A 19,439-nucleotide genomic window follows, 5' to 3' on the forward strand; every position below is an offset into this window, starting at 1 on the left:
GGTCCCGTCGCCGACCGCCGTTCGGGCGTTGCCTTTGTCCGGCCGGCGCGCTTCGTTGCTGTTCAGAACTTGATGCCGAGATCGACCTTGGCGCCCTGGTCGACACCGCCGCCACCGAACTGGCCGGAATAGGACAGGCCTAGCGTCGCGTTGGCCGACATGTTGAAGTCGAGACCGGCCTCGATGACGGCCGCATCCCTGGCGATCGGCACGCCGGCGATGCTGAATTGATCGCCGCCGGCGAAGGCGAAGCTGGAGGTCGGCGTGACGTCGCCGAACGCGTGGCGCCAGCCGAGCATGCCGCGCGCCGTGGCGTTCATGCCGCCGAGCGCGAAATCGGTCGAACCGCGCAGACCCAGCGTGGTGAAGGTCGCATCGGTGTTCGAGCCGGCGCTGGTCAGTGCCGCATCGCCACCGTCTTCGGTGAAGCCATCGGTATGGACGCTGACATAGGCGAGGTTGGCGAAGGGCTCGAACTTGAATTGTCCGGCATCGGCCCGGTAGGCGAGTTCGCCGAACATTTGCGCGGTGCCGGCATCATAGTCGGCCGACAACCCATCCGTGAAGCCGTTGAAAGCAACCGACCGTTTGGTCGAAAGGCTGCTCCAGCTGTAGGCGGCACCGGTGCGGAAGGCGATGGCGCCCCAGTTGGTGCCGCCATAGAGGCCGAGATGATAGTTGTCGCTCTTGCCCGAAGAGTTGCGATCGTCGGCGTCGAAGCTCGAATGGCTGTAGCCGCCGAGCAGGCCGACGCGCCAGCCGCCCACCAGCGTGTCGGCGCCCGCCAGCAGGCCGCCGGTCGAACGATCGAAGGCGGCGGCGTTGCCGTCGGAGTCGGTATTGCCCCACGACCCAAAGGCCTGGCCCCAGACGGCGAAACGGTCGGTGTCGGCCGCGACCATTTCGGGGCCACCTTCGCCATAAGCCATGACCGGCAATGCGGCCGCGCCAACATCGCCGAAAGCGGCGCGGATGCGGCTGGTCGCTGCGTCGCGAACGAAGCGGCTGTCCTCGACCAGCATGCCCTTGGCCGAGGCGTGGATTTCGCCAGACAGCTGGTCGAAAGCAGCGCGTGCAGAAGCTGCTGTCGGCAGCGCCAGAAGGGCGTCATGGATAGGATTGCCGGCCCCGAGGCTTTCAGCGCCGCCGCCGGTGGCGATTTGGTTGGGTGTCAGCCCGATATCGGTGAAGCCGTACACCAGCACATCGAGATAGGCATTGTTCAAGTCGTAGGCATCCGTCACCGACAGGAACGCGGTGCTGGTGATCCCCGTCACAGAGGCGAACTCGCCGGTGAGTCCCAGATCGGCGGTCAGCACGGTGTAGCGGCCGGCGGTGATGCCTTGCGCCGTCACCGCCAGGGTCGAGCCGGTGATGGTGGCAGTGCCGGTGGTGTGAAGGAGATCCGACTGAAGTGCGGCGTTGATGTCGACGGCGTAGGTCGAACCGGCCGCCAGAGCCACAGTGGCGGCAAGCTCCGTGCGGTCGCCGGCGCCGCCATCCTGCATGGTGAGACGTCCGGCATTGGACAGCAACTCGAGCCCGCTGAAGGTGGTGGTCTCCTGCGTTGCGCCATTGCTGGCGGTTCTGAGAGAGGCTGCGGCTGTATTCGTCACGGTGTCGATGCCGGCGCCGAACAGGCTGGTGCCGCCGGTTGTCCAGGTAGCGTGGTTGGTCAGGAGGTCGGCATAACCGCCAAGCTCCACCCGGCCGGTCAGTGCACCGCCATTGAGAATTGTCGTGGCACCATCAGAGGTAGTGATGGCCAGCGCCGCGGCCGTCAGGGCGGTGTTGTGCGTCGCGCCGGAAAGGGTGATGCCGATCGCATTGCCGCTGTTCGATTGCGCCGAAATCGCGGCGATATCGCCTTCGACCGTGCCGTTGGTGATGATGCCGATCGCGCCCGTGCCGTTGTTGAGGGTGCGGATGCCGGTCGTCCCCGAGACATCGCCCGCGGTCACGTTGACCGCACCCGAGCCCGCTGCCTTGGTCTGCCGGGCGATGATGGCCGTGTTGCCGGTGGACGCCACGTCGCCCGCCGTTATGGTGACGGCGGCGCCGGCCGACTGCGCATAGATGCCGTTCCCGCTGGTCGCGGTGACCGGACCGACCGTGGTCACCGTGGTCGAGCCCGATCCGAAGTTCTCGGCGTCGATGCCGAACCGGGCGTCGATGGAGCCGTTGGCGGTCACGTCGATGTTGCCGGTCCCCGAAGCGTTGAGGATCGCGGCCACCATGCCGGCATTGCCCGCCTGGAGGTTGCCGTTGGCGACCTCCGTGATATCGGCGGTCGTCGACTGGGTCTGGACGTCGATGGCATCCTTGCCCGCGGTGAGTGCGGTGACAGCGCCCGTGGTGACGCTGATGTCGCCGCCGGCCGCCGTGTCGCGCACGACGAAGCCTTCGCCGCCGGTCGAACTGCTCGCGCCGGAGATGTCGACCGTGACCGTGCCCGAGCCGTTGTTCTGGATGGTCGCAGCGTTGCCGGTCCCGCCGACGAACCCGCCGGTGCCGGTGACGCTGATGTCGCCCGCACCGCCGGTGCCGCCGGTCAGCGACAGGCCGATCGTGGCGCCGGTCACCGTGTCGGCGACGCTCACGCTCACCGCGCCGTTACCGGTCGCCTTGATGCCCTCGGCAAGTGTGCCGGTCACCGTGCCATTGGCGGTGATACCGATCGCACCGGTGCCGTTGTTGGTTGCCTCGATGCCGGTCGTCCCCGAGACATCGCCCGCGGTTACATTGACCGCGCCCGAGCCTGCTGCCTTGGTCTGCCGGGCGATGATGGCCGTGTTGCCGGTGGACGTCACGTCGCCCGCCGTCACCGTGACGGCGGCGCCGGCCGACTGCGCATAGATGCCGTTGCCGCTGGTCGCGGTGACCGGACCGACCGTGGTCACCGTGGTCGAGCCCGATCCGAAGTTCTCGGCGTCGATGCCGAACCGGGCGTCGATGGAGCCGTTGGCGGTCACGTCGATGTTGCCGGTCCCCGAAGCGTTGAGGATCGCGGCCACCATGCCGGCATTGCCCGCCTTGATGTCGCCGTTGGCGACCTCCGTGATATTGCCTGTCAACGACTGGGTCTGGACGTCGATGGCATCCTTACCCGCGGTCAGTGCGGTGACAGCGCCCGTGGTCACCGAAATGCCGGTGCTGGTCGCGACGTCGCGGACAGTAATACCTTCGCCTGCCGCCGAAAAGATATTGCCGGAGACGTTAATGTCTATCGAGCCGACACCGCCGGTCTGCGTCGCATCGAACGCGTTGCCGGCGCCATGGTTGATGATGTTTCCACCCGTGTAGGTGATGGCGCCGCCAGCCGCCGAGACCGACAGGGCCGCCGTGCCGCCCGCGGTCGGCGTGTTGCCGGCATCGACGCTGATCGTGCCATTGTTGGTGACGGTGACGCCGCCGGTGTCGGCGTTGGAAACCGCAAGGCCATAACCGCTCACCGTCGTTCCCGGATCGACGGTGACGATGACTGGTGTGGGCAACAAGTTCTGATAGTTGCGGTCGTTGGGTGCGTCAGCGGGAAATGTCGTGTCGGTGGTGGAGGTCGTGTCGCATTGGACAGTGACGGCACCGACGAGACAATCCGCCCAGGCTTGGCCGGACGCCAGCAGACTCACGCCCGCGGCCGCAGCAATCCCGATGGCGGATCGCAGCGCAAGCTGGCTCGCCTGTGAACGCAGGTTGCTCTGTCGGGCTGAATTCGAGGGGGTCTGGCTTAGGTCCGAAGGCCTAAGACCGGCGGAATCTTGAACGCGCCCCATGATTTGCCCCTCGCAGCCAATTCATGCGACCCCGGATCAGTCCGGGGCTGACTTGCCTGATAGAAATCTCTAATGTGATGCTTGGAGTTATGTTAACTGAGTACCTGAGAAAATACCAAATACAAAACGTTCCATTCCAAACTCTTCTTCGAGGAACAACTAGCAACGCTATCGTGCAGACGTCACTGTGAGCTTCTCAAATTTCGATTTCGAATCGCTGAACGTCGTACGGGAGTGGTTCAGTTGCGAGGGCGGTGTTTTATTTCTGGAATCAACCGGCCAAATCTAAAAAACTTAAGTCAACCCTTGTCCAGGGCGGCACTGAAGTTGTCACCTGGCGCACAAGTATTTCCGGCTCTGGACAGATCGTGATCTGGTCCAATACGGTGCGTGTCGAAATGAAGACTGCGATTCTGGAAAAGGCCGGTCGTCCCTTGCAAAAGAACGTCTTCTCATCGGCGGATTTGCCGTCGCATCTGGATTATCGCGCGCGCTTCGCGCTTGGCAGGACATTCGCCGGCGATGGTGAAGAGATCGCCGCCGGCAAAAGCGAACGTCGAGGTCGGCGTGACATCACCGAAGGCATGGCGTCAGCCGAGCATGCCGCGCGCCGTCGCCTTGATTCGCCGAGGCCCAAATCGGTGGAAGCACGCAGGCTGAGCGTGATGAAGGTGGCGTCGGTGGTTGAATTCGCGCTGGTCAGCGCCGCAGATCCGCCCGTTTCGCTGAAGCCGTCGATCGGCCATCGCATTCGGAGGCGCCATTGATCGCCGCCGGATCTCGGCTTTTGACGGAGAGGTAATCGGAATCGAGTCGTGTGTAGGTTTCCGGGTCTCCGGTTCTATCTGGCGCTCGTCGGCGTGTAGCCGAAGCGGCGGCGAAAGCAGCGATTGAAGTACGACACATCGCTGAAGCCACTGGTCATGGCAATTTCGCTGACGCGCATCTCGCCATTCTGTCTCTGCGAAAGCATTTTGTGGGCCGTCTGCAGGCGCAGTTCGAGAACGCGCTCGGAGAAGCTGATACCCGACTTCTGCAAAAGATTGTGAACATAGCGCGCCGACAGGCCGAGTTCCTGTGCGACGCCTTGCGCCGAGATGCCGGGCTTGGCGAAATTGTCCGCGATCTTCACCAGGACCGCTTGCAACCTGGCTGCCCGCAGATCGCGCAAGCCGGCCAGTTCGGCAACCTCACCCTTGGCACCTGTCACCAGACCGATCAGATCGACGATCGTTTCCGTCGCGTGCGCAATAAGATCGGGCGAGATGAGAGGGCGGCCGGTTTCAAGAAGTTGGCAATAACGCTTGAGAAGATCGAGAGCTTCGTTCTCGGCGCCGATCTTCAACGCCAGCCTGTCGTCGATCTGCGGGAAGGCCCGTGCGAGGACGCTGCGCGGGACCACCACGTTTGTCCACACATTGCTGTCGGCGCCGGCCATTTTCAGCGCTTCCGATGCTGTGACCAGCACCGCTTCTCCCTGCCCGACATCATAGTCGCGGCCGGCCTGGACGCCGGTCAACAGTGTGTCGGATTTGTTGATCAGCAGGAGATAACCGCCGTTGCCGTCATCGGCGATATTGCTCGCGTTCCTCGTCGCATGCTTGATCGTTCCGGACATCTGGCCAAGAACCAGTGATCCGACAGCTGTGGCTTCGATCGCAGCTTCGAAAGGCAGGTTGTCCGACATGCCGTATTCGACCGACCATATCTGCGCGACATGGATGTCTTGCCAGAGGGAAAATCGATCGCGATCATTGAGATGCGACGGCAGTTGAGCCGATGAAAACACCGTCTTTCGTGACAATGGAACACCCCGATACCCACAGCTTCAGAGAATATCGAAACGAAATGTTTCCTGATCCTGGAACATTGATCGTTTGGCGTTCAACTGATCGAATTAGATATATAATCCAGCATGATCACGCATGGCGTCACCCGAAAGTATGACGCGGCAAATCCTCCGAGGTGAGATTGCCTCTTTTACAACGAACGGCGGCCCGCCCATCCGGGGAGGTGGGCACGTCAGGAAACTGGGGGCGTGGTGGAGAGACTGAGCAGCGAGGTCCTTTCGTCGATCATCGGCGATATCTACGATTGCGTTTTGAATCCGGAAGGCTGGGCCGGGGTAATGATCCGGATCACGGAGGCTGTAGACGCAGCCTATACCACCGTCGCGCTTGCCAGTACTGCCGGCAATCATGGCCGCTTCGCGGCCCAATCGCCCTGGGATCCCGTGCAAATGCGCGTGCTCCAGGAGGACTATGACTTTGACGCAATTCCCGGACTGAAGGCCGCGGTTGTCGGCGACATCGACACACCCGTTGCGACGCTGTCGCATATGAGCGAAGCCGAACTCCAGCAGACGCCATTTTTCCAGAATTGGGCCAAACCGCAGGGATTGCGCGAAGCCTGCATCACCAAATTCGTCCATACGCCGGACCGGATCGGGCTCATGGGCTGCACTACGCGGGCCGACAGGGGAATCATATCAGCTGAAGAACAGCGCTTCCTGGCATTGCTCTCGCCGCACCTGCGCCGTGCGTCGCTGATTGGAGATCTGCTCGATCAGGCCCGCGTTACCGCCGACCTTTACCGCCAGGCGCTCGATCATCTCGCCGTGCCTGTCGTGCTTACCGGCGCCAACGGAGCAATCCTCCATGCGAATGGGGCTGCCGAACGGATGTTTTCGCTGCAAGGGCCCATTTTTTCCAGGAACGGTCTGCTCCAGGTGCAGAATTCGGCGGTGGCCCGCGCCCTGCTGGATGCAATCGCCAGTGCCGCGAGCGCGGATGCCTCGCTTGGCTCCCGCGGTATAGGCCTGCCCATTTCGGCCCCAGGTCAGCCGCCCGCCGTCGCCTATATATTGCCGTTGACCGAAGGAACCGCTCGCGCTGCTTTCCGGCCCGCATGTGCCGCCGTCTTCGTTTCGACCACGACGTCTTCTTCTCCACTCCCGGAAGCCGTTCTCGCCACTCTGTTCGACCTTACGCCCGCGGAGGCGCGGGTCCTGCTGCGCATCGGCAGCGGATTGTCCGCGTCCAAGAGCGCGCTGGCGCTCGGTGTCGGCGAAAACACTTTGAAGACCCACCTCAACCGCATCTTCGCCAAAACCGGCACGAGACGCCAAGCCGATCTCGTCAAACTCGTTTCGGACATAGGCACGCCGCTGGCAGCTCAGTGAAGGGCGCCGATCGCCGGGGACCCAACATCCTCGTCGACGCGCACCTCGATGAACGCGCGCCAGCCGTAGCGGGAATGGTTGCCGTCAGGCTCCGCGCTGGGCAGTGCCAGCTGGTGTCATTCGACTGAGGCTGAATGGCCACACCGGCCGAAAAAGCGTGGCATTGCATTTCAGGACAATTCGCGTGCGGCCCAGCCCAAGACACGTCCGACGGACAATGCGACATCGGGGCGGCGACAACACCGGATCTCCGCGAGGCATTCGCGGCGGGGACCACAACATTCTTGGGGCGGTAGACAACAATGAAAACTCTTCTTCTCGCAACGGCCTTGATTCTCGCGCCGCTCGGTATGGCGTGTGCGGCTGATATCAATGAGGTTTCGCCTGTTGCCTCCACCTACGACTGGTCCGGACTCTATGCCGGCGTCGACATCGGCTACGCGGCCGGGAAATCCAATCTGTTCATCGCCGGCGGCGGACTGGGCGGGGCCACCGATCTCAATGTCTCCACCGATCCGAACGGATTTATCGGCGGTGTCCATATCGGCGCCAATTACCAGATGGAGAACAGCTTCGTGATCGGCGCCGAGGCCGACATTGTGTACAGCAATATAGATGGGCTGACGGCCCTCGACGCCGGCGGCGGCGGTGTCACCACCTTGCTCAAGAGCGAACTCAAATGGTCGGGGTCGGCGCGGCTGCGGGCCGGCTATGCTTTCGATCGGACCTTGCCCTACATCACTGCCGGCGTCGCCGCGGCCAAGTATGAGCTTATTGCGGTCAGCGCCGGTGGCCCTGCCGCCGAAGTAACGCTCCACAGCGACAGCCATGTCGGCTGGACCGTTGGCGCCGGCATCGAGCACGCCTTCACCGACAAGTGGATCGCTCGAGCCGAATATCGCTACTCGGATTTCGGCAGCCAGGACCTCTCGGTGGCCGCCGGCCTGCCCACGGAAACCCATGTCGACCTCCAGACGCAGGATATCCGGGTCGGGCTCAGCTACAAGTTCTGATTGCTGGTGCTACAAATCTCCCTCGGGAGATGGCCGGCAGGCCAGGGGCGGCGGGGCTCGGCCTGCTGCCGCAGACGGGGTCGGCGCTCTACACGCGGCGACCCCCTCTGTTGCCTCTGGCGACATCTCCCTCGAGTGGGAGATCAGCCACCGCCCTCAGATTAGCTTCTCCAGTGTGATCGGCAGATCCCTGATCCTCTTTCCCGTCGCATGGAACACCGCGTTGGCAATCGCCGGCGCCACGCCGACAATGGCCAGTTCGCCGACGCCTTTGCCGCCGAGCACGGAGGAATGCGGGTCGGGGATGCCGACCGAGATCACCTCGATGTCGGGAATGTCGGCGTTGGTTGGCACGAGATAGTCGGCGAGGTTGTTGTTGACGACGCGGCCGTGGCGGCGGTCGACGATGCCCTCTTCCAGCAGTGCCTGGCCGATGCCCATGATGATGCCACCCTTCCACTGGCTTTCGGCCAGCTTGGGATTGTAGAGCCGGCCCGAATCCAGTGCCGACACCACGCGTGACACGCGCACCGTGCCGAAATCCTCGTCGACCCGCACCTCGATGAAATGCGCGCACCAGGAGTGGCGGGAATAGTCGCCCTCGGTGTGCGGCACCGACATGGCGATGGTGGTGTAGTTCTTGTAGCGATCCTCTGGCGTCGAATTGGCCGGCATGGTGTCGCCGGTGGCTTCGATGTGGTCGCGGCCGACGCTTTTGAGCAGTTCGGCGATCGAGACATCGGGACCGTCGCCGCGCGGCGAGGCGATGCGGCCGTTGGCGACGACCAAGGTGTTGGCCTGCAGCGCATAAAAGGGCGAGCGCGGATCGCTGATGGCGAGGCCGATCAGCTGGTCGAGCGCCGAGGTCGCCGCCTTGTAGACCGCACCCGTCATGACGCCGGCAAGCCGCGAACCGCCGGTGACGCCGGCGCGGGGGAAACGGGAGTCGCCGAGCTTCACCACCACGTCGTCGGCTCGCACGCCGACCGTTTCGGCGGCGGTCTGCGCCAGGATGGTGTAGGTTCCTTGACCCATGTCGATCGACGAGCTTTCGACCTCGACCGAGCCGTCGGCCAGGATACGCACGATCGCCTCGCCATAGGCGCGCCGAACCGGATAGGTGCCGGCTGCGACTCCCCAGCCGATCAGCTGGTTGCCGTCGCGGATCGAGCGCGGTTCGGGCGAGCGCCTGGCCCAGCCGAAGCGCTCCGCGCCTGCGGCAAAAGCCTCGCGCAACTGTCTGGTCGACCAGGCTTTCTTGGCATGCGGGTCCTGTTCGGCATAATTTCTCAGCCGAATCTCCAGGGGGTCGATGCCGACCTCGTAGGCGAGTTCGTCGATGGCGCTTTCGATGCCGAAGGCCGAAGGGTTTTCGCCCGGCGCGCGCATGGCGCCCGGCACCACCGAATTCACCCGCACGACATTCTGCCTGGAGGAGAAATTCGGCGTCGCGTACATGATCGAGATGACCGATCCGAGCGGCTCGACCCACATGCCGTCCATCGACGTCTCGTTGATGCCACGATGCACGATCGACTGGATTTTTCCTTGCGCGTCGGCGCCAATCGTCACCGTCTGGCGCGTCGCCGCGCGGCCACCATAGCCGGTAAAGGTCTGCGGCCGCGTCATCACCAGGCGCACCGGCCGGCCGAGCATTCTGGCGGCACATGCGGCCACCGCGCCATGGCTGAGCGCCAGCGCCTTGGAGCCGAAGCCACCGCCAATATAGGGCGAGACCAGCCGCACATTCTCGAACGGCACGCCGAACCATTCGGCATAGGTGCGCGCCATCCCGTCCAGCCACTGGCTCGGCTCCCATACGGTGAGCTTATCGCCTTCCCAGCGCGCGATCAGCCCATGCGGCTCTATCGGCGCCTGGTATTCGCGCGGCGTGTTGTAGGCGGCGCAGATGCGGACCGGTGCCGACGCGAACGCACCTTGCGCATCGCCCCATTCCTTGGTCATGGCGTCGATCGGGATGCCGTCGCCGGCCTTGACATCGCTGAGGTCGACGATGGCGGGCGTCTCGTCATAGCTGACCTTGACCAGTGCTGCCGCCGCCACCGCCTGTTCGAAGGTCTCGGCGACGACAGCGGCGACATGCTGGCCCGAAAAAGTGATGTCGCGCGCAAGCGGGCAATAGGGCTTGTCGGGCGGCGGTGTGCCGAACCAGTCCGCCGCGGTCCTCAGGCTGATGATGGTGTCCGGCGTCAGCACCTGCAGCACGCCGGGCGCCGCCTCGGCGGCCTTGGTGTCGATCGCGCGCACCTTGCCGGATGCAATCGTGCTCTCGACCAGTACGGCGTAGGCGAGGCCTTCGAGCTGCTGCTCGACGGCGTATTTGGCCGCACCCGTGATCTTGGCCGGGCCGTCGACGCGCGACAGCCGGCCGCCGACGGCTTCGGCAAAAGCGCCGTCGGACGCATCGCCGTGTCTTCCGACGTGAACGGTGCTTGCGATGTGAACGGTCATGCCGTTTCTCCCAATTTGAGGATGGCGCGCGCGACGACGCGCGGCGCGAGCTCGATCTTGTAGTGGTTGGCGCCATGGTCGACGGCGCCTTCGACAGCGAGCAGGCTGGCGGACCGCACGGTTTCCGGCTCCAGCGCCTTGCCCTTCAGCGCGTCTTCCACGGTCCGCGCCCGCCATGGTTTCGTCGCGACACCGCCGAGTGCGACGCACAAATCGCGGATCGTTCGGCCGTCAGGTTCGAACTCGATACCGACCGCCGCGCTCGCGGCGGCAAACTCATAGGATTGCCGGTCGCGGATTTTCAGGTAGGTCGACCGCCGGGCAGCGGCCGAGCCGGGGATTTCAATGGCGGTGATCATCTCGCCCGGTTCAATCGCATGTTCCCTATCCGGCGTGGTGCCGGGCAGCAGGAAAAAGTCGTCGACCGGGATCTGGCGCTCGCCCAGATGCACGATCGCATCGAAGGCGACCAGCGCCACGGCCAGGTCACCCGGATACATGGCGATGCAGGCCTCGCTGGTGCCGAGTACGGCATGGCCACGGGTAACGCCGCCGATCGCCGAACAGCCAGAGCCGGGCTCACGCTTGTTGCAGGCAGGGAAATTCGCGGGATCGCGGAAATAGGGGCAGCGCGTGCGCTGCATCAGATTGCCGCCGATGGTCGCCATGTTGCGGATCTGCGCGGAAGCCGCCTGCCACAGGGCTTCCGACACCGCAGGAAAGCGGCTCTTGATGTCGGCATGGTCGGCGACATGGCTCATCCTGGCCAGCGCGCCGATGGTGGCGCCGCGTTCGTCCACCTCGATGCTGTCCAATCCCTTGAGATGAGCGATGTCGACCAGTGTCTCGGGCTCGGCGACGCCGCATTTGGCGAGATCGATCAGCGTGGTGCCGCCGGCCAAGAGCATGGCGCCGGGCAGGGCGGCCGCCTGGCGTGCCGCATCGACCGAGCTGGCGCGAAAATAGGAAAGGTCCCTCATGATGCGACCTCCAAGGCGGCTTGGCGAATGGCGGCGACGATGTGCGGATAGGCGCCGCAGCGGCAGAGATTGCCGGCCATGTATTCGCGGATCTCGTCGTCGGAGCCGGCATGGCCTTCCCGGATGCAAGCGACCGCCGACATGATCTGGCCCGGCGTGCAATAGCCGCACTGGAAAGCGTCGTGCTCAAGGAAGGCAGCCTGCACGGGATGCATTTCGCCCTCCCGTGCAAGCCCCTCTATGGTGGTGACGGTGCGGCCCTCGACCTGAGCGGCCAGCGTCAGGCAAGCCAGTACACGCTCGCCGTCGATATGCACCGTGCAGGCGCCGCACTGGCCGTGGTCGCAGCCCTTCTTGGTGCCGGTCAGGCCGAGCCGGTCGCGCAAGGCGTCGAGCAGCGTGACGCGCGGCTCGAGTTGCAGATCGTGATGATGACCGTTGATATCGAGATGAACTGGGATCGTTGTTTTGGTCATGGGCGTCTGGCTCCAGTGCTTGACGCGAAGTCGGTTGACTCATGTTGGCCGGCGGGACCTCGCGCCGGCTGTGCGGCCCTTCGCTGCCGCTCCCTGTCCTTCGGGCGTTCAGCCCCTTAAAAAGGTCCACTGGACCTTTTGATCCGCCCGAAGGCAGACCGGGCTTTCACCGTTCGTCGGACGGGAGCCAAGCAATTGGCTTCCCGTCCGCTAGGCGGACCACTCCTCACCCCAGCAGGTCCTCGATGCGGATCGGAAAGCGCCGCGGCCGCACGCCGGTCGCATGCCAGACTGCATTGGCGACGGCGCCGGCCGTGCCGGTGATGCCGATTTCGCCAACGCCCTTGATGCCGAGCGCGTTGACATGAGGGTCGTCCTCGTGGACCAGCAGCGCCTCGACCGACGGAACGTCGGCATTCACCGGGACATGATATTCGGCGAGGTTGGCATTCTGGATCCGGCCCGAGCGCCGGTCGGTGATGGCTTCCTCATTCAGCGCGAACGAGACGCCCCAGATCATGCCGCCATAATACTGGCTGCGCACCAGCCTGGGATTGATGATCCGCCCGGCGGCGAACGCGCCGACCAGCCTTGTGACGCGGATCTGGCCGAAATCCGGATCGACCTTCACCTCGGCAAACACGGCGCCGTGCGCGTGCTTGGCATAGGTCTCCTGGGATGCCGGGTCGGGAGCGCCTTTGCCATGGCCCTCGATCTCGGTGAGGCCCGCGCGCTTGAGGATCTCGGCATAGCTTTCACCGCGGCTTTCATCGTCGCGCCGATAGAGGTGGCCGCCGCGCGCCAGCACGCCTTCATTGCCGGCGCCGAACAGCGGCGAGGCCTCGTTGCCGGTGGCGAGATCGGCAAGCCTGGCGATGACGGCGGCACCCGCATTGTGGATCGCCATGCCGGCCGTCGCCGTGTGGCCGGAGCCGCCGGCAATGCCTGCATTGGGCAGGTCGGAACTGCCGGCCCTGAAATCGACCTGGTCGATATCCAGTCCCAGTCCGTCGGCCGCGATCTGGGCGAAGGCGGTCCAGGCGCCTTGCCCCATGTCCTGCGCGCCGGTCTCCATCAGGCCGCTGCCATCGGCCCTCAGCACCGCACGCGCTTCGGCCTGGAACATGAGCGCTGGAAAGGTCGCCGTGCCCATGCCCCAGCCGGTGAGGAAACCGTCGGCGTCGCGCATCAGCCGAGGCTGAAGCGGGCGGCTCGCCCAGCCGAACGTCTCGGCCGCTTGCCTGTAGCACTCGCGCAGCGCCTTGGAGGAAAACGGCTTGCCGGTCATCGGCTCGACCTCGGCATAGTTCCGCAGCCGGAACTCCAGCGGGTCCATGCCGCAAGCGTGTGCCGCCTCATCGATGGCGCTTTCGAGTGCGATCGAGCCGGTGGCTTCGCCGGGCGCCCGCATGAACAGCGGCGTACCGGTGTCCAACCGCACCGCATCGTGCGAGGTGGCGATGGCCGGGCTGGCATAGAGCGTGTGCGAGGCATCCGCCGCCGGTTCGAAGAAATCGTCGAACGTGCTCGACGCAGTCTTGGCGTGATGGTCGAGTGCCGTCAGCCGCCCTTCGCCATCCATGCCCATGCGCAGCGTCTGGCGCGTCGGCGCACGGTGGCCGACCGGGCCGTACATCTGCTCACGCCGCAGCACCAGCTTGACCGGACGGCCGACGAGGCGCGCCGCCAGAATGCCGAGCACCTGCGGCCCGGAGATCATGCCTTTCGAGCCAAAGCCGCCACCCAGGAACGGGCTCCGGATGTGGACGTTTTCCGGCGCGATGCCGAACAGGCCGGCGATGCGGCCCTGCGCCATGGCAAGGCCCTGACTCGGCGTGTCGATCGACAGTGTGTCGCCATCCCAGGCGACGACGATCGCATGCGGCTCCATGGCGTTGTGGTACTGGGCCGGCGTCTCGTAGGTGGCCTCTATCCGCGTCTTTGCGGATTTGAGGCCGGCCTCGACATCGCCCTTGTGCTGCACCGCCGGACCGCCGACACCGACACCGCGCGGCACGAAGCTTTCAGCGCCGTCGAGGCCAACGCGCGCCGGCAGCACTTCATAGCGCGGCGACAGCAGCGCCGCCCCCTCGGTCGCCGCCTCCAGCGTCTCGGCGATCACCACGGCGATGCTCTGGTTGGGGTAGCGGACCTGATCGTTTTGCAGCAGGTCGAGCCGGAACATGAAGGGATGGTCCTTGGCATCCGGATCGGCGGCGAGCGCCGGCCGGTTCTTGGGCGTCATCACCTCGACCACGCCCTGGTGCGCCTTGGCCGCCTCGATATCCAGCGCGGCAACGCGGCCGCGCGCGATGCTAGAGACAGCGAGCACGGCGTAAAGCATGCCGGGCGGATGGTTGTCGGCGGCATAGCGCGCGGCTCCGGTGACTTTCAGAAAGCCGTCGCGACGGGTCAGCGGCTGGCCGATGCTGGAGCCCTGCCGGGCATGGGCGGGTTGCTGGTTGAGGCTGAGTTCAAGCGTCATGGCGCGCTCCGGGAATGTTTGAGAACGGGGAGGCAGGAAGGGCTGGCAGCCGCTCGGGCGTTCCCGCCTGGGCAGACATCAGCGCCCTGACCACGATGCGTCGGGCAAGCTCGATCTTGAACGCATTGTCGCCGGATGGGCTGGCATCGGCCAGGGCGGCCTCCGCGGCGCTGGCGAAGGTCACCTCGTTGGCGTCCGCGCCAAGCAGGACGGCTTCCGCCGTTCGTGCCCGCCACGGCTTGGCCGCGACGCCGCCCAGCGCCAGCCTTGCGGCGCGGATCTTGCCGCCATCCACGACGAGCGCTGCCGCGGCCGATACGACGGCAAAAGCATAAGAGGTGCGTTCGCGAACTTTCAGGTAACGGGCATTGGCGGAGAAGGAGGCCGCCTCCGCCGGTAGGCGCACCGCCACGATCAGGTCGCCGGGCTCCAGCGCATTCTCCCGCTGCGGCGTTTCGCCGGGAAGCCGGTGGAATTCCTCCAGCGTCACATGGCGCCGGCCCTTCTTGCCTTCGATCTCGACCACGGCGTCGAGCGCCACCAGCGGCACGCAGAAGTCCGACGGGTGGGTGGCGATGCAGGCATCGCTCCAGCCCAGCACGGCGTGCAGGCGGTTCTCGCCGCCCAGCGCATCGCAGCCGGCGCCTGGCTCGCGCCTGTTGCAAGCGCTGGCGGTGTCGTAGAAATAGCTGCAGCGCGTGCGCTGCAGCAGATTGCCGCCGACGGTCGCGGCGTTGCGAAGCTGAGCCGAAGCGCCCGACAGCAGCGCCTCGGCCACCGCCGGATAGGATTTGGCGAACGCCGGATCGTAGGCAAGGTCGGCATTACGGACCAGCGCACCGATGCGCAGGCCACCATCGTCCAGCCGTTCGATGCGGTTGAGCTCCGGCAACCGGGAAATGTCGACGATACGCTCGGGACTGGTGATGCCGCCTTTCATCAGGTCGAGCAGATTGGTGCCGCCGGCGAGATAGGCCGAACCCGGCTCGGCTGCCGCGGCGATGGCGTCGGGGATGGTGGCGGGCCTGATGTAATCGAAATCTCTCATGCCGCGGTCCTCCGGTCGGCTTTGGCAAGCTGTTGCTGGGCTTCCAGGACGGCCTCGACGATGCCGCCATAGGCCGCGCAGCGGCATATGTTGCCGCTCAGCCCCTCACGGATGCGTTCGGGATCGTCGCCGGCCTGTGCCTCGGCGATCAGGCCGAGCGTGCTCATGATCTGGCCGGGTGTGCAGAACCCGCACTGGAAGCCGTCATGGGCGATGAAGGCGGCCTGCACCGGATGCAGCTCCTCGCCGTGGGCGACGCCTTCGATGGTCAAGACTTGGGCGCCGTCATGGCTGACCGCCAGCGCCAGGCACGAGTTGATGCGCTTGCCGTCGACCAGCACCGTGCAGGCGCCGCACTGGCCGCGATCGCAGCCCTTCTTGGTGCCCGTGAGATCGAGCCGCTCGCGAAGCAGGTCGAGCAGGGTTACGCGTGGATCGACCTCCAGTTCGTGTTTGTGTCCGTTGATCGTGAGGGTGATGGGAAGGCTGGTCATGGGCGTCTGGCTCCAGTTGCTTGACGCGGATGGGATTGAACTGGTGCCTTGCCGCAGAAGGGCAAGGTAACCGTTCGGTCAGGTCTTGACGGCGAAAGCGGAGATGGCAGCGGGTCTCCCGCGAGGCAGGCGGGCAGGGGAGATGTCGGCTTGCGTGTTCGAAAGACGTGACATACCGGTTCCCCTGATTATATGATAAAGGTGCTCCACTAAAACGGAGGCGCCTCCGTTTATTACGTGGTGGCTGACCCGGCCGGGTTCAAGCCCCCCTGACACGATGTGGAGAAAAAATTGGCCAGCGAGCCGTCCGCCATTGCTGAACAGAAGGCCGAGGCCGTAGACGCAAAGCCGCTGCGCGCCGATGCGCGGCGCAACCGCGACCGGCTGGTCGAGGTGGCGGTGTCAGTCTTTGCCGAGCGCGGCATCGATGGCTCGCTGGAGGAGATCGCGCGCCGCGCCGGCGTCGGCATCGGCACGCTCTACCGGCATTTCCCGACGCGCGAGCATCTGGTCGAGGTGGTCTATCGCCGCGAGGTGGAGGCGCTGTGCGCGGCCGCCGGCGAGCTTGCCCAAAAACATCCGTCCGATGTCGCGCTGGAACAGTGGATGCAGCGCTTCGTCGACTACATCGCCACCAAGCGCGGCCTGGCGACCAGCCTGCGCATTGTGCTCACCACCAATTCGACGCTGTTTTCCGACACGTTCGGCCGGGTGTCGCAAGCCTTGCGACAGCTGGTCGAGGCGGCGGTGGCCGACGGCACCATCCGCGGCGACGTCGACGCTTCCGACGTGCTGCACGCGCTGGGCGGCATCTATTCAGCGCCCGACACCCCCGAATGGCGTGACCGCTCGCGCCGGCTGGTCAAGCTGTTGATGGACGGGTTGCGGTTCGGGGCTGCAAAGGCACAATGAGGACACCAGATTCCGGCCGTGCAAAACCAGACCTGTCGATTTGAGGGGACCGATGTACTCGGGTCGATCGCAATCTGGCTGACGATCTCGTTTAGCACGCTGCTGGGCTGGGCTTACATGTCCCTCGACCAGGTCGGCGAAAGCAGCGCCAACCCGTTCGAGGGCAACGCCAACGACGTCCCGATCTCGCAGATCTGCCGCGACATCGAGATCGAGTTGCGCAGCGGGCTCGGCGAGGCCGATCTTCCCAAGCCCCTGCTGCCGGTCAACGACGACATCGCGACCTAGGCAGGATCACGACGAAGGCGCGGACCCGACGGTCCCCTTCATCGTGCTGCTGGCTGAAGCCGCTCAAACGTCGAGGCAGACCTTGCCGAAATGCTTTTGGGTTTCGTAGTGCGCGAAGGCGGTGGCGATGTCCTGCAGCGGAAAGTGGCGGTCTATGACGGGTTTCAGCCTGTTGGACTCTATCGCGCGGATCATATCCTCCTGGTCGACCCGGCTGCCGATGGAAATGCCGCTGATGCGGATCTGGTTGGAAAACAGGGCGGGGATAGACACTTCCGCCGCAAAGCCGGTCAGGACGCCAACCAGCGCGATATGCCCGCCCGTTCTGGAGGCCGCAATGGACTGCGCCAGCGTGGCGGGTCCGCCGACCTCGATCACGTGATCGACGCCGCGTCCGTCGGTCAAATCCCTGGCCTTGCGGCCCCAGTCGGGGACGGATTTGTAGTTGATGACGGCGTCGGCTCCGAGGCGCTTGAGCCGCTCCAGCTTCTGCTCGTCGGATGAGGTGGCGATGACCCGGGCGCCGGCGGCTTTGGCGAATTGCAGCGCGAACAGCGATACACTGCCCGAACCGAGGACCAGCACCGCGTCGCCCGGCTTCACCTTGCCGCACACAACCAGGCTGCGCCAGGCAGTAACGCCCGTGCAGGTGAGCGAGGCTGCCTCGACATGCGTATAGCCTGCCGGTGCCCTGGTGAAAGCGTGCGCCGGCATGCAGACATACTCGCTGGCGAAGCCGTCGAAACTGTCTCCCGGAATGTCGCGCCTTGTGCAGGGCGTCATGTCACCGCCCAGCCACCAGGGATAGAAGACGCTGACGACGCTGTCTCCGGGCTTGAGTGCATCGACACCGTCGCCGAGGGCAATCACCTCGCCGGCGCCGTCGGAGAGCGGAACACGGCCGTCAACGAACGGTGTCTTGCCCTGCACCGCGAAGTCGTCGCGCATGTTCAACGCGCAGGCCCGGATCCTGACCAGCACCTCGCCCGGCCCTGGCTGGGGCGGATCTTCCTCGATCAGGTCGAGATTGCCCAAGCCGCCCGGCGCTCTCAGCCTGACCAGTCTCATTGTCTTCTCCGATGTGTGGGGTGTTTGGAATTGGAACGGCGCGCTGCGCCTAGCGGACCTGCCTGCCGGAAATCACCCGCAGCCAGGGCGCCAGATGGAAGGCGCTCATCAGCAGATACATCGCGGCCATGCCCGTGAGGGGCGAGGCGTTGGTGCCCATGCACTGCATGGCCGCATCGCCGCTGAAGATGCAGGTGAGCAGCGCCATCACGGCGAAGGTCGGTGCCGCGGCAAGGCAAAGCCAGTCGGCCAGCCCGAGGGTGGTGGCTTCCGGGATCGCGCTGCCGGCACCTGTGTGGATATCGCTCATGGTCTTGATCCCTGATGATTATGCCAGCCACGACAGGTTCCTCTCCTCACGGAGCGGGGAGAGGAACCCAGGCTGGACAACCGTTAGTACTCGCCCTTGTCGCGGAACGCCGCCTCGCCGGCAGCAGACACTTCTTCCCATTTCTTGTCGGCACCGGCGTTGTAATTGTCGTGCCAGTTCCACCAGGAGTAGAGCGGGGTCTGCGGATAGCCTTCGGGCGAATCCTCCCAAATTTCCTGGCGGCCGAGCGGCGTCGCGTCGAGATAGCTCCAGACGGTGCCCATCGCCTCGTCGCCGCGGCTGTTGATCAAGTAGGTGCGGAAGATGCGGTCGCCGTCACGGATGAAGACGTTGTGGCCGTGCCATTCGTCGACGCCGAAGTCCTTGTCGAAACTGTCGGTGATTGTGTACCACGGCATCTCCCAGCCCATCCGCTGCTTCAGCCGCGCAATGTCGGCCTGCGGGGCACGTGAAGCGTAGGCAAGCGTGGTGTCGCGGGCATTGAGATGGGCGAGGTGGCCGACCTGGTCGGCGCCAAGGGAACAGCCGCGGCACGCGTGATCGGGCCAGCCATGCACGCCGGGCTCGAAGAAGGCGCGATAGACGATCAACTGGCGGCGGCCTTCGAACAGATCGAGCAGGCTCACTTTGCCGTTCGGCCCCTCGAACACATAGGCCTTGTCCACTTCCATCCAGGGCATGCGCCGGCGCTCGGCGGCCAATGCGTCCTTGGCGCGCAGCGTTGCCTTTTCCTTCACCAGCATCTGTTCGCGGGCGGCTTCCCAGTCCTGCTGCGAAACGATCGGCGGGGTCTTCATTGCGATGTGCTTGGTCATTGGTCGTCTCCTTTGCCAGTCTGTTGTCGCGCTGTTGCGACGTGTGGTTGCTTGCCGTGAGCTAGAATAGGGCGGTCAATCGCGGGGGTGGGAGTTACAAGTG

General features: G+C 64.9%; 16 protein-coding genes. 5 read left to right on the forward strand and 11 right to left on the reverse strand.

All coding sequences use genetic code 11. From position 1 onward, the window contains the following. Positions 1 to 62: 62 nt before the first annotated feature. A complete protein-coding gene (locus NKH95_RS18620) occupies positions 63 to 3,629 on the reverse strand; it encodes an autotransporter domain-containing protein (RefSeq protein ID WP_352892419.1) in 3,567 nt (1,188 codons plus the stop codon). 398 nt (positions 3,630 to 4,027) lie between these two features. Between NKH95_RS18620 and NKH95_RS18625 the strand changes: the two genes are divergently transcribed. Next, positions 4,028 to 4,540 carry a hypothetical protein gene (locus tag NKH95_RS18625; RefSeq protein WP_155930641.1) on the forward strand — a complete coding sequence of 171 codons (513 nt, stop codon included), beginning with the start codon at positions 4,028 to 4,030 and terminating at the stop codon, positions 4,538 to 4,540. 74 nt (positions 4,541 to 4,614) lie between these two features. Here NKH95_RS18625 and NKH95_RS18630 read toward each other — a convergent pair whose 3' ends face one another. Beyond that, positions 4,615 to 5,577 (reverse strand): AraC family transcriptional regulator, encoded by a 963-nt coding sequence (locus NKH95_RS18630; RefSeq protein ID WP_352892423.1) that lies wholly within the window; start codon positions 5,575 to 5,577, stop codon positions 4,615 to 4,617. A gap of 234 nt (positions 5,578 to 5,811) precedes the next feature. Here NKH95_RS18630 and NKH95_RS18635 point away from each other — a divergent pair, with 234 nt between their 5' ends. Together NKH95_RS18635 and NKH95_RS18640 are read left to right on the forward strand one after the other, a co-directional pair. After that, positions 5,812 to 6,954, forward strand: a complete 1,143-nt coding sequence (locus tag NKH95_RS18635) for a helix-turn-helix transcriptional regulator (protein WP_023814332.1) — start codon at positions 5,812 to 5,814, stop codon at positions 6,952 to 6,954. A 302-nt stretch (positions 6,955 to 7,256) separates the two neighbouring features. Beyond that, the gene (locus NKH95_RS18640; protein WP_128305772.1) at positions 7,257 to 7,967 is read left to right on the forward strand and encodes an outer membrane protein; all 711 of its coding nucleotides are present in this window, start codon (positions 7,257 to 7,259) and stop codon (positions 7,965 to 7,967) included. 156 nt (positions 7,968 to 8,123) lie between these two features. On the opposite strand, the gene NKH95_RS18645 is transcribed toward NKH95_RS18640, so the two are convergent. From NKH95_RS18645 to NKH95_RS18670, 6 genes are all read right to left on the reverse strand, one after another. Next, positions 8,124 to 10,439 (reverse strand): xanthine dehydrogenase family protein molybdopterin-binding subunit, encoded by a 2,316-nt coding sequence (locus tag NKH95_RS18645; RefSeq protein WP_023814334.1) that lies wholly within the window; start codon positions 10,437 to 10,439, stop codon positions 8,124 to 8,126. Continuing rightward, positions 10,436 to 11,419 (reverse strand): FAD binding domain-containing protein, encoded by a 984-nt coding sequence (locus NKH95_RS18650; RefSeq protein ID WP_023814335.1) that lies wholly within the window; start codon positions 11,417 to 11,419, stop codon positions 10,436 to 10,438. The genes NKH95_RS18645 and NKH95_RS18650 overlap by 4 nt, the downstream gene beginning before the upstream one ends. Further along, complete coding sequence (locus NKH95_RS18655) at positions 11,416 to 11,895, reverse strand: (2Fe-2S)-binding protein (protein ID WP_023814336.1); 480 nt, start codon at positions 11,893 to 11,895, stop codon at positions 11,416 to 11,418. The genes NKH95_RS18650 and NKH95_RS18655 overlap by 4 nt, the downstream gene beginning before the upstream one ends. Positions 11,896 to 12,121: 226 nt before the next feature. Then, complete coding sequence (locus tag NKH95_RS18660) at positions 12,122 to 14,380, reverse strand: xanthine dehydrogenase family protein molybdopterin-binding subunit (protein ID WP_352441800.1); 2,259 nt, start codon at positions 14,378 to 14,380, stop codon at positions 12,122 to 12,124. After that, positions 14,370 to 15,428, reverse strand: coding sequence for an FAD binding domain-containing protein (locus tag NKH95_RS18665; RefSeq protein WP_352441799.1), 1,059 nt, complete (start codon positions 15,426 to 15,428; stop codon positions 14,370 to 14,372). The genes NKH95_RS18660 and NKH95_RS18665 overlap by 11 nt, the downstream gene beginning before the upstream one ends. Then, positions 15,425 to 15,922 (reverse strand): (2Fe-2S)-binding protein, encoded by a 498-nt coding sequence (locus tag NKH95_RS18670; RefSeq protein WP_352441798.1) that lies wholly within the window; start codon positions 15,920 to 15,922, stop codon positions 15,425 to 15,427. Before NKH95_RS18670 ends, NKH95_RS18665 begins: the two co-directional genes overlap by 4 nt. A 291-nt stretch (positions 15,923 to 16,213) precedes the next feature. Between NKH95_RS18670 and NKH95_RS18675 the strand changes: the two genes are divergently transcribed. Together NKH95_RS18675 and NKH95_RS18680 are read left to right on the forward strand one after the other, a co-directional pair. Then, positions 16,214 to 16,834: a TetR/AcrR family transcriptional regulator gene (locus tag NKH95_RS18675; protein ID WP_127327753.1), complete on the forward strand. Its 621-nt coding sequence runs from the start codon at positions 16,214 to 16,216 to the stop codon at positions 16,832 to 16,834. Positions 16,835 to 16,852: 18 nt separating this feature from the next. Continuing rightward, the gene (locus NKH95_RS18680) at positions 16,853 to 17,122 is read left to right on the forward strand and encodes a bestrophin family protein (protein ID WP_352441797.1); all 270 of its coding nucleotides are present in this window, start codon (positions 16,853 to 16,855) and stop codon (positions 17,120 to 17,122) included. Between the two features lie 63 nt (positions 17,123 to 17,185). On the opposite strand, the gene NKH95_RS18685 is transcribed toward NKH95_RS18680, so the two are convergent. From NKH95_RS18685 to NKH95_RS18695, 3 genes are all read right to left on the reverse strand, one after another. Further along, entirely contained in the window at positions 17,186 to 18,190 is a 1,005-nt protein-coding gene (locus NKH95_RS18685; RefSeq protein WP_352892427.1) for a zinc-dependent alcohol dehydrogenase family protein, read from the reverse strand. Between the two features lie 49 nt (positions 18,191 to 18,239). Then, a complete protein-coding gene (locus NKH95_RS18690) occupies positions 18,240 to 18,500 on the reverse strand; it encodes a hypothetical protein (RefSeq protein ID WP_128305764.1) in 261 nt (86 codons plus the stop codon). A gap of 83 nt (positions 18,501 to 18,583) precedes the next feature. Further along, positions 18,584 to 19,336, reverse strand: coding sequence for a DUF899 domain-containing protein (locus tag NKH95_RS18695; protein WP_352892430.1), 753 nt, complete (start codon positions 19,334 to 19,336; stop codon positions 18,584 to 18,586). Positions 19,337 to 19,439 lie beyond the last annotated feature (103 nt).

It is taken from the genome of Mesorhizobium sp. M0848 (assembly GCF_040319805.1).
Taxonomy (GTDB): domain Bacteria; phylum Pseudomonadota; class Alphaproteobacteria; order Rhizobiales; family Rhizobiaceae; genus Mesorhizobium.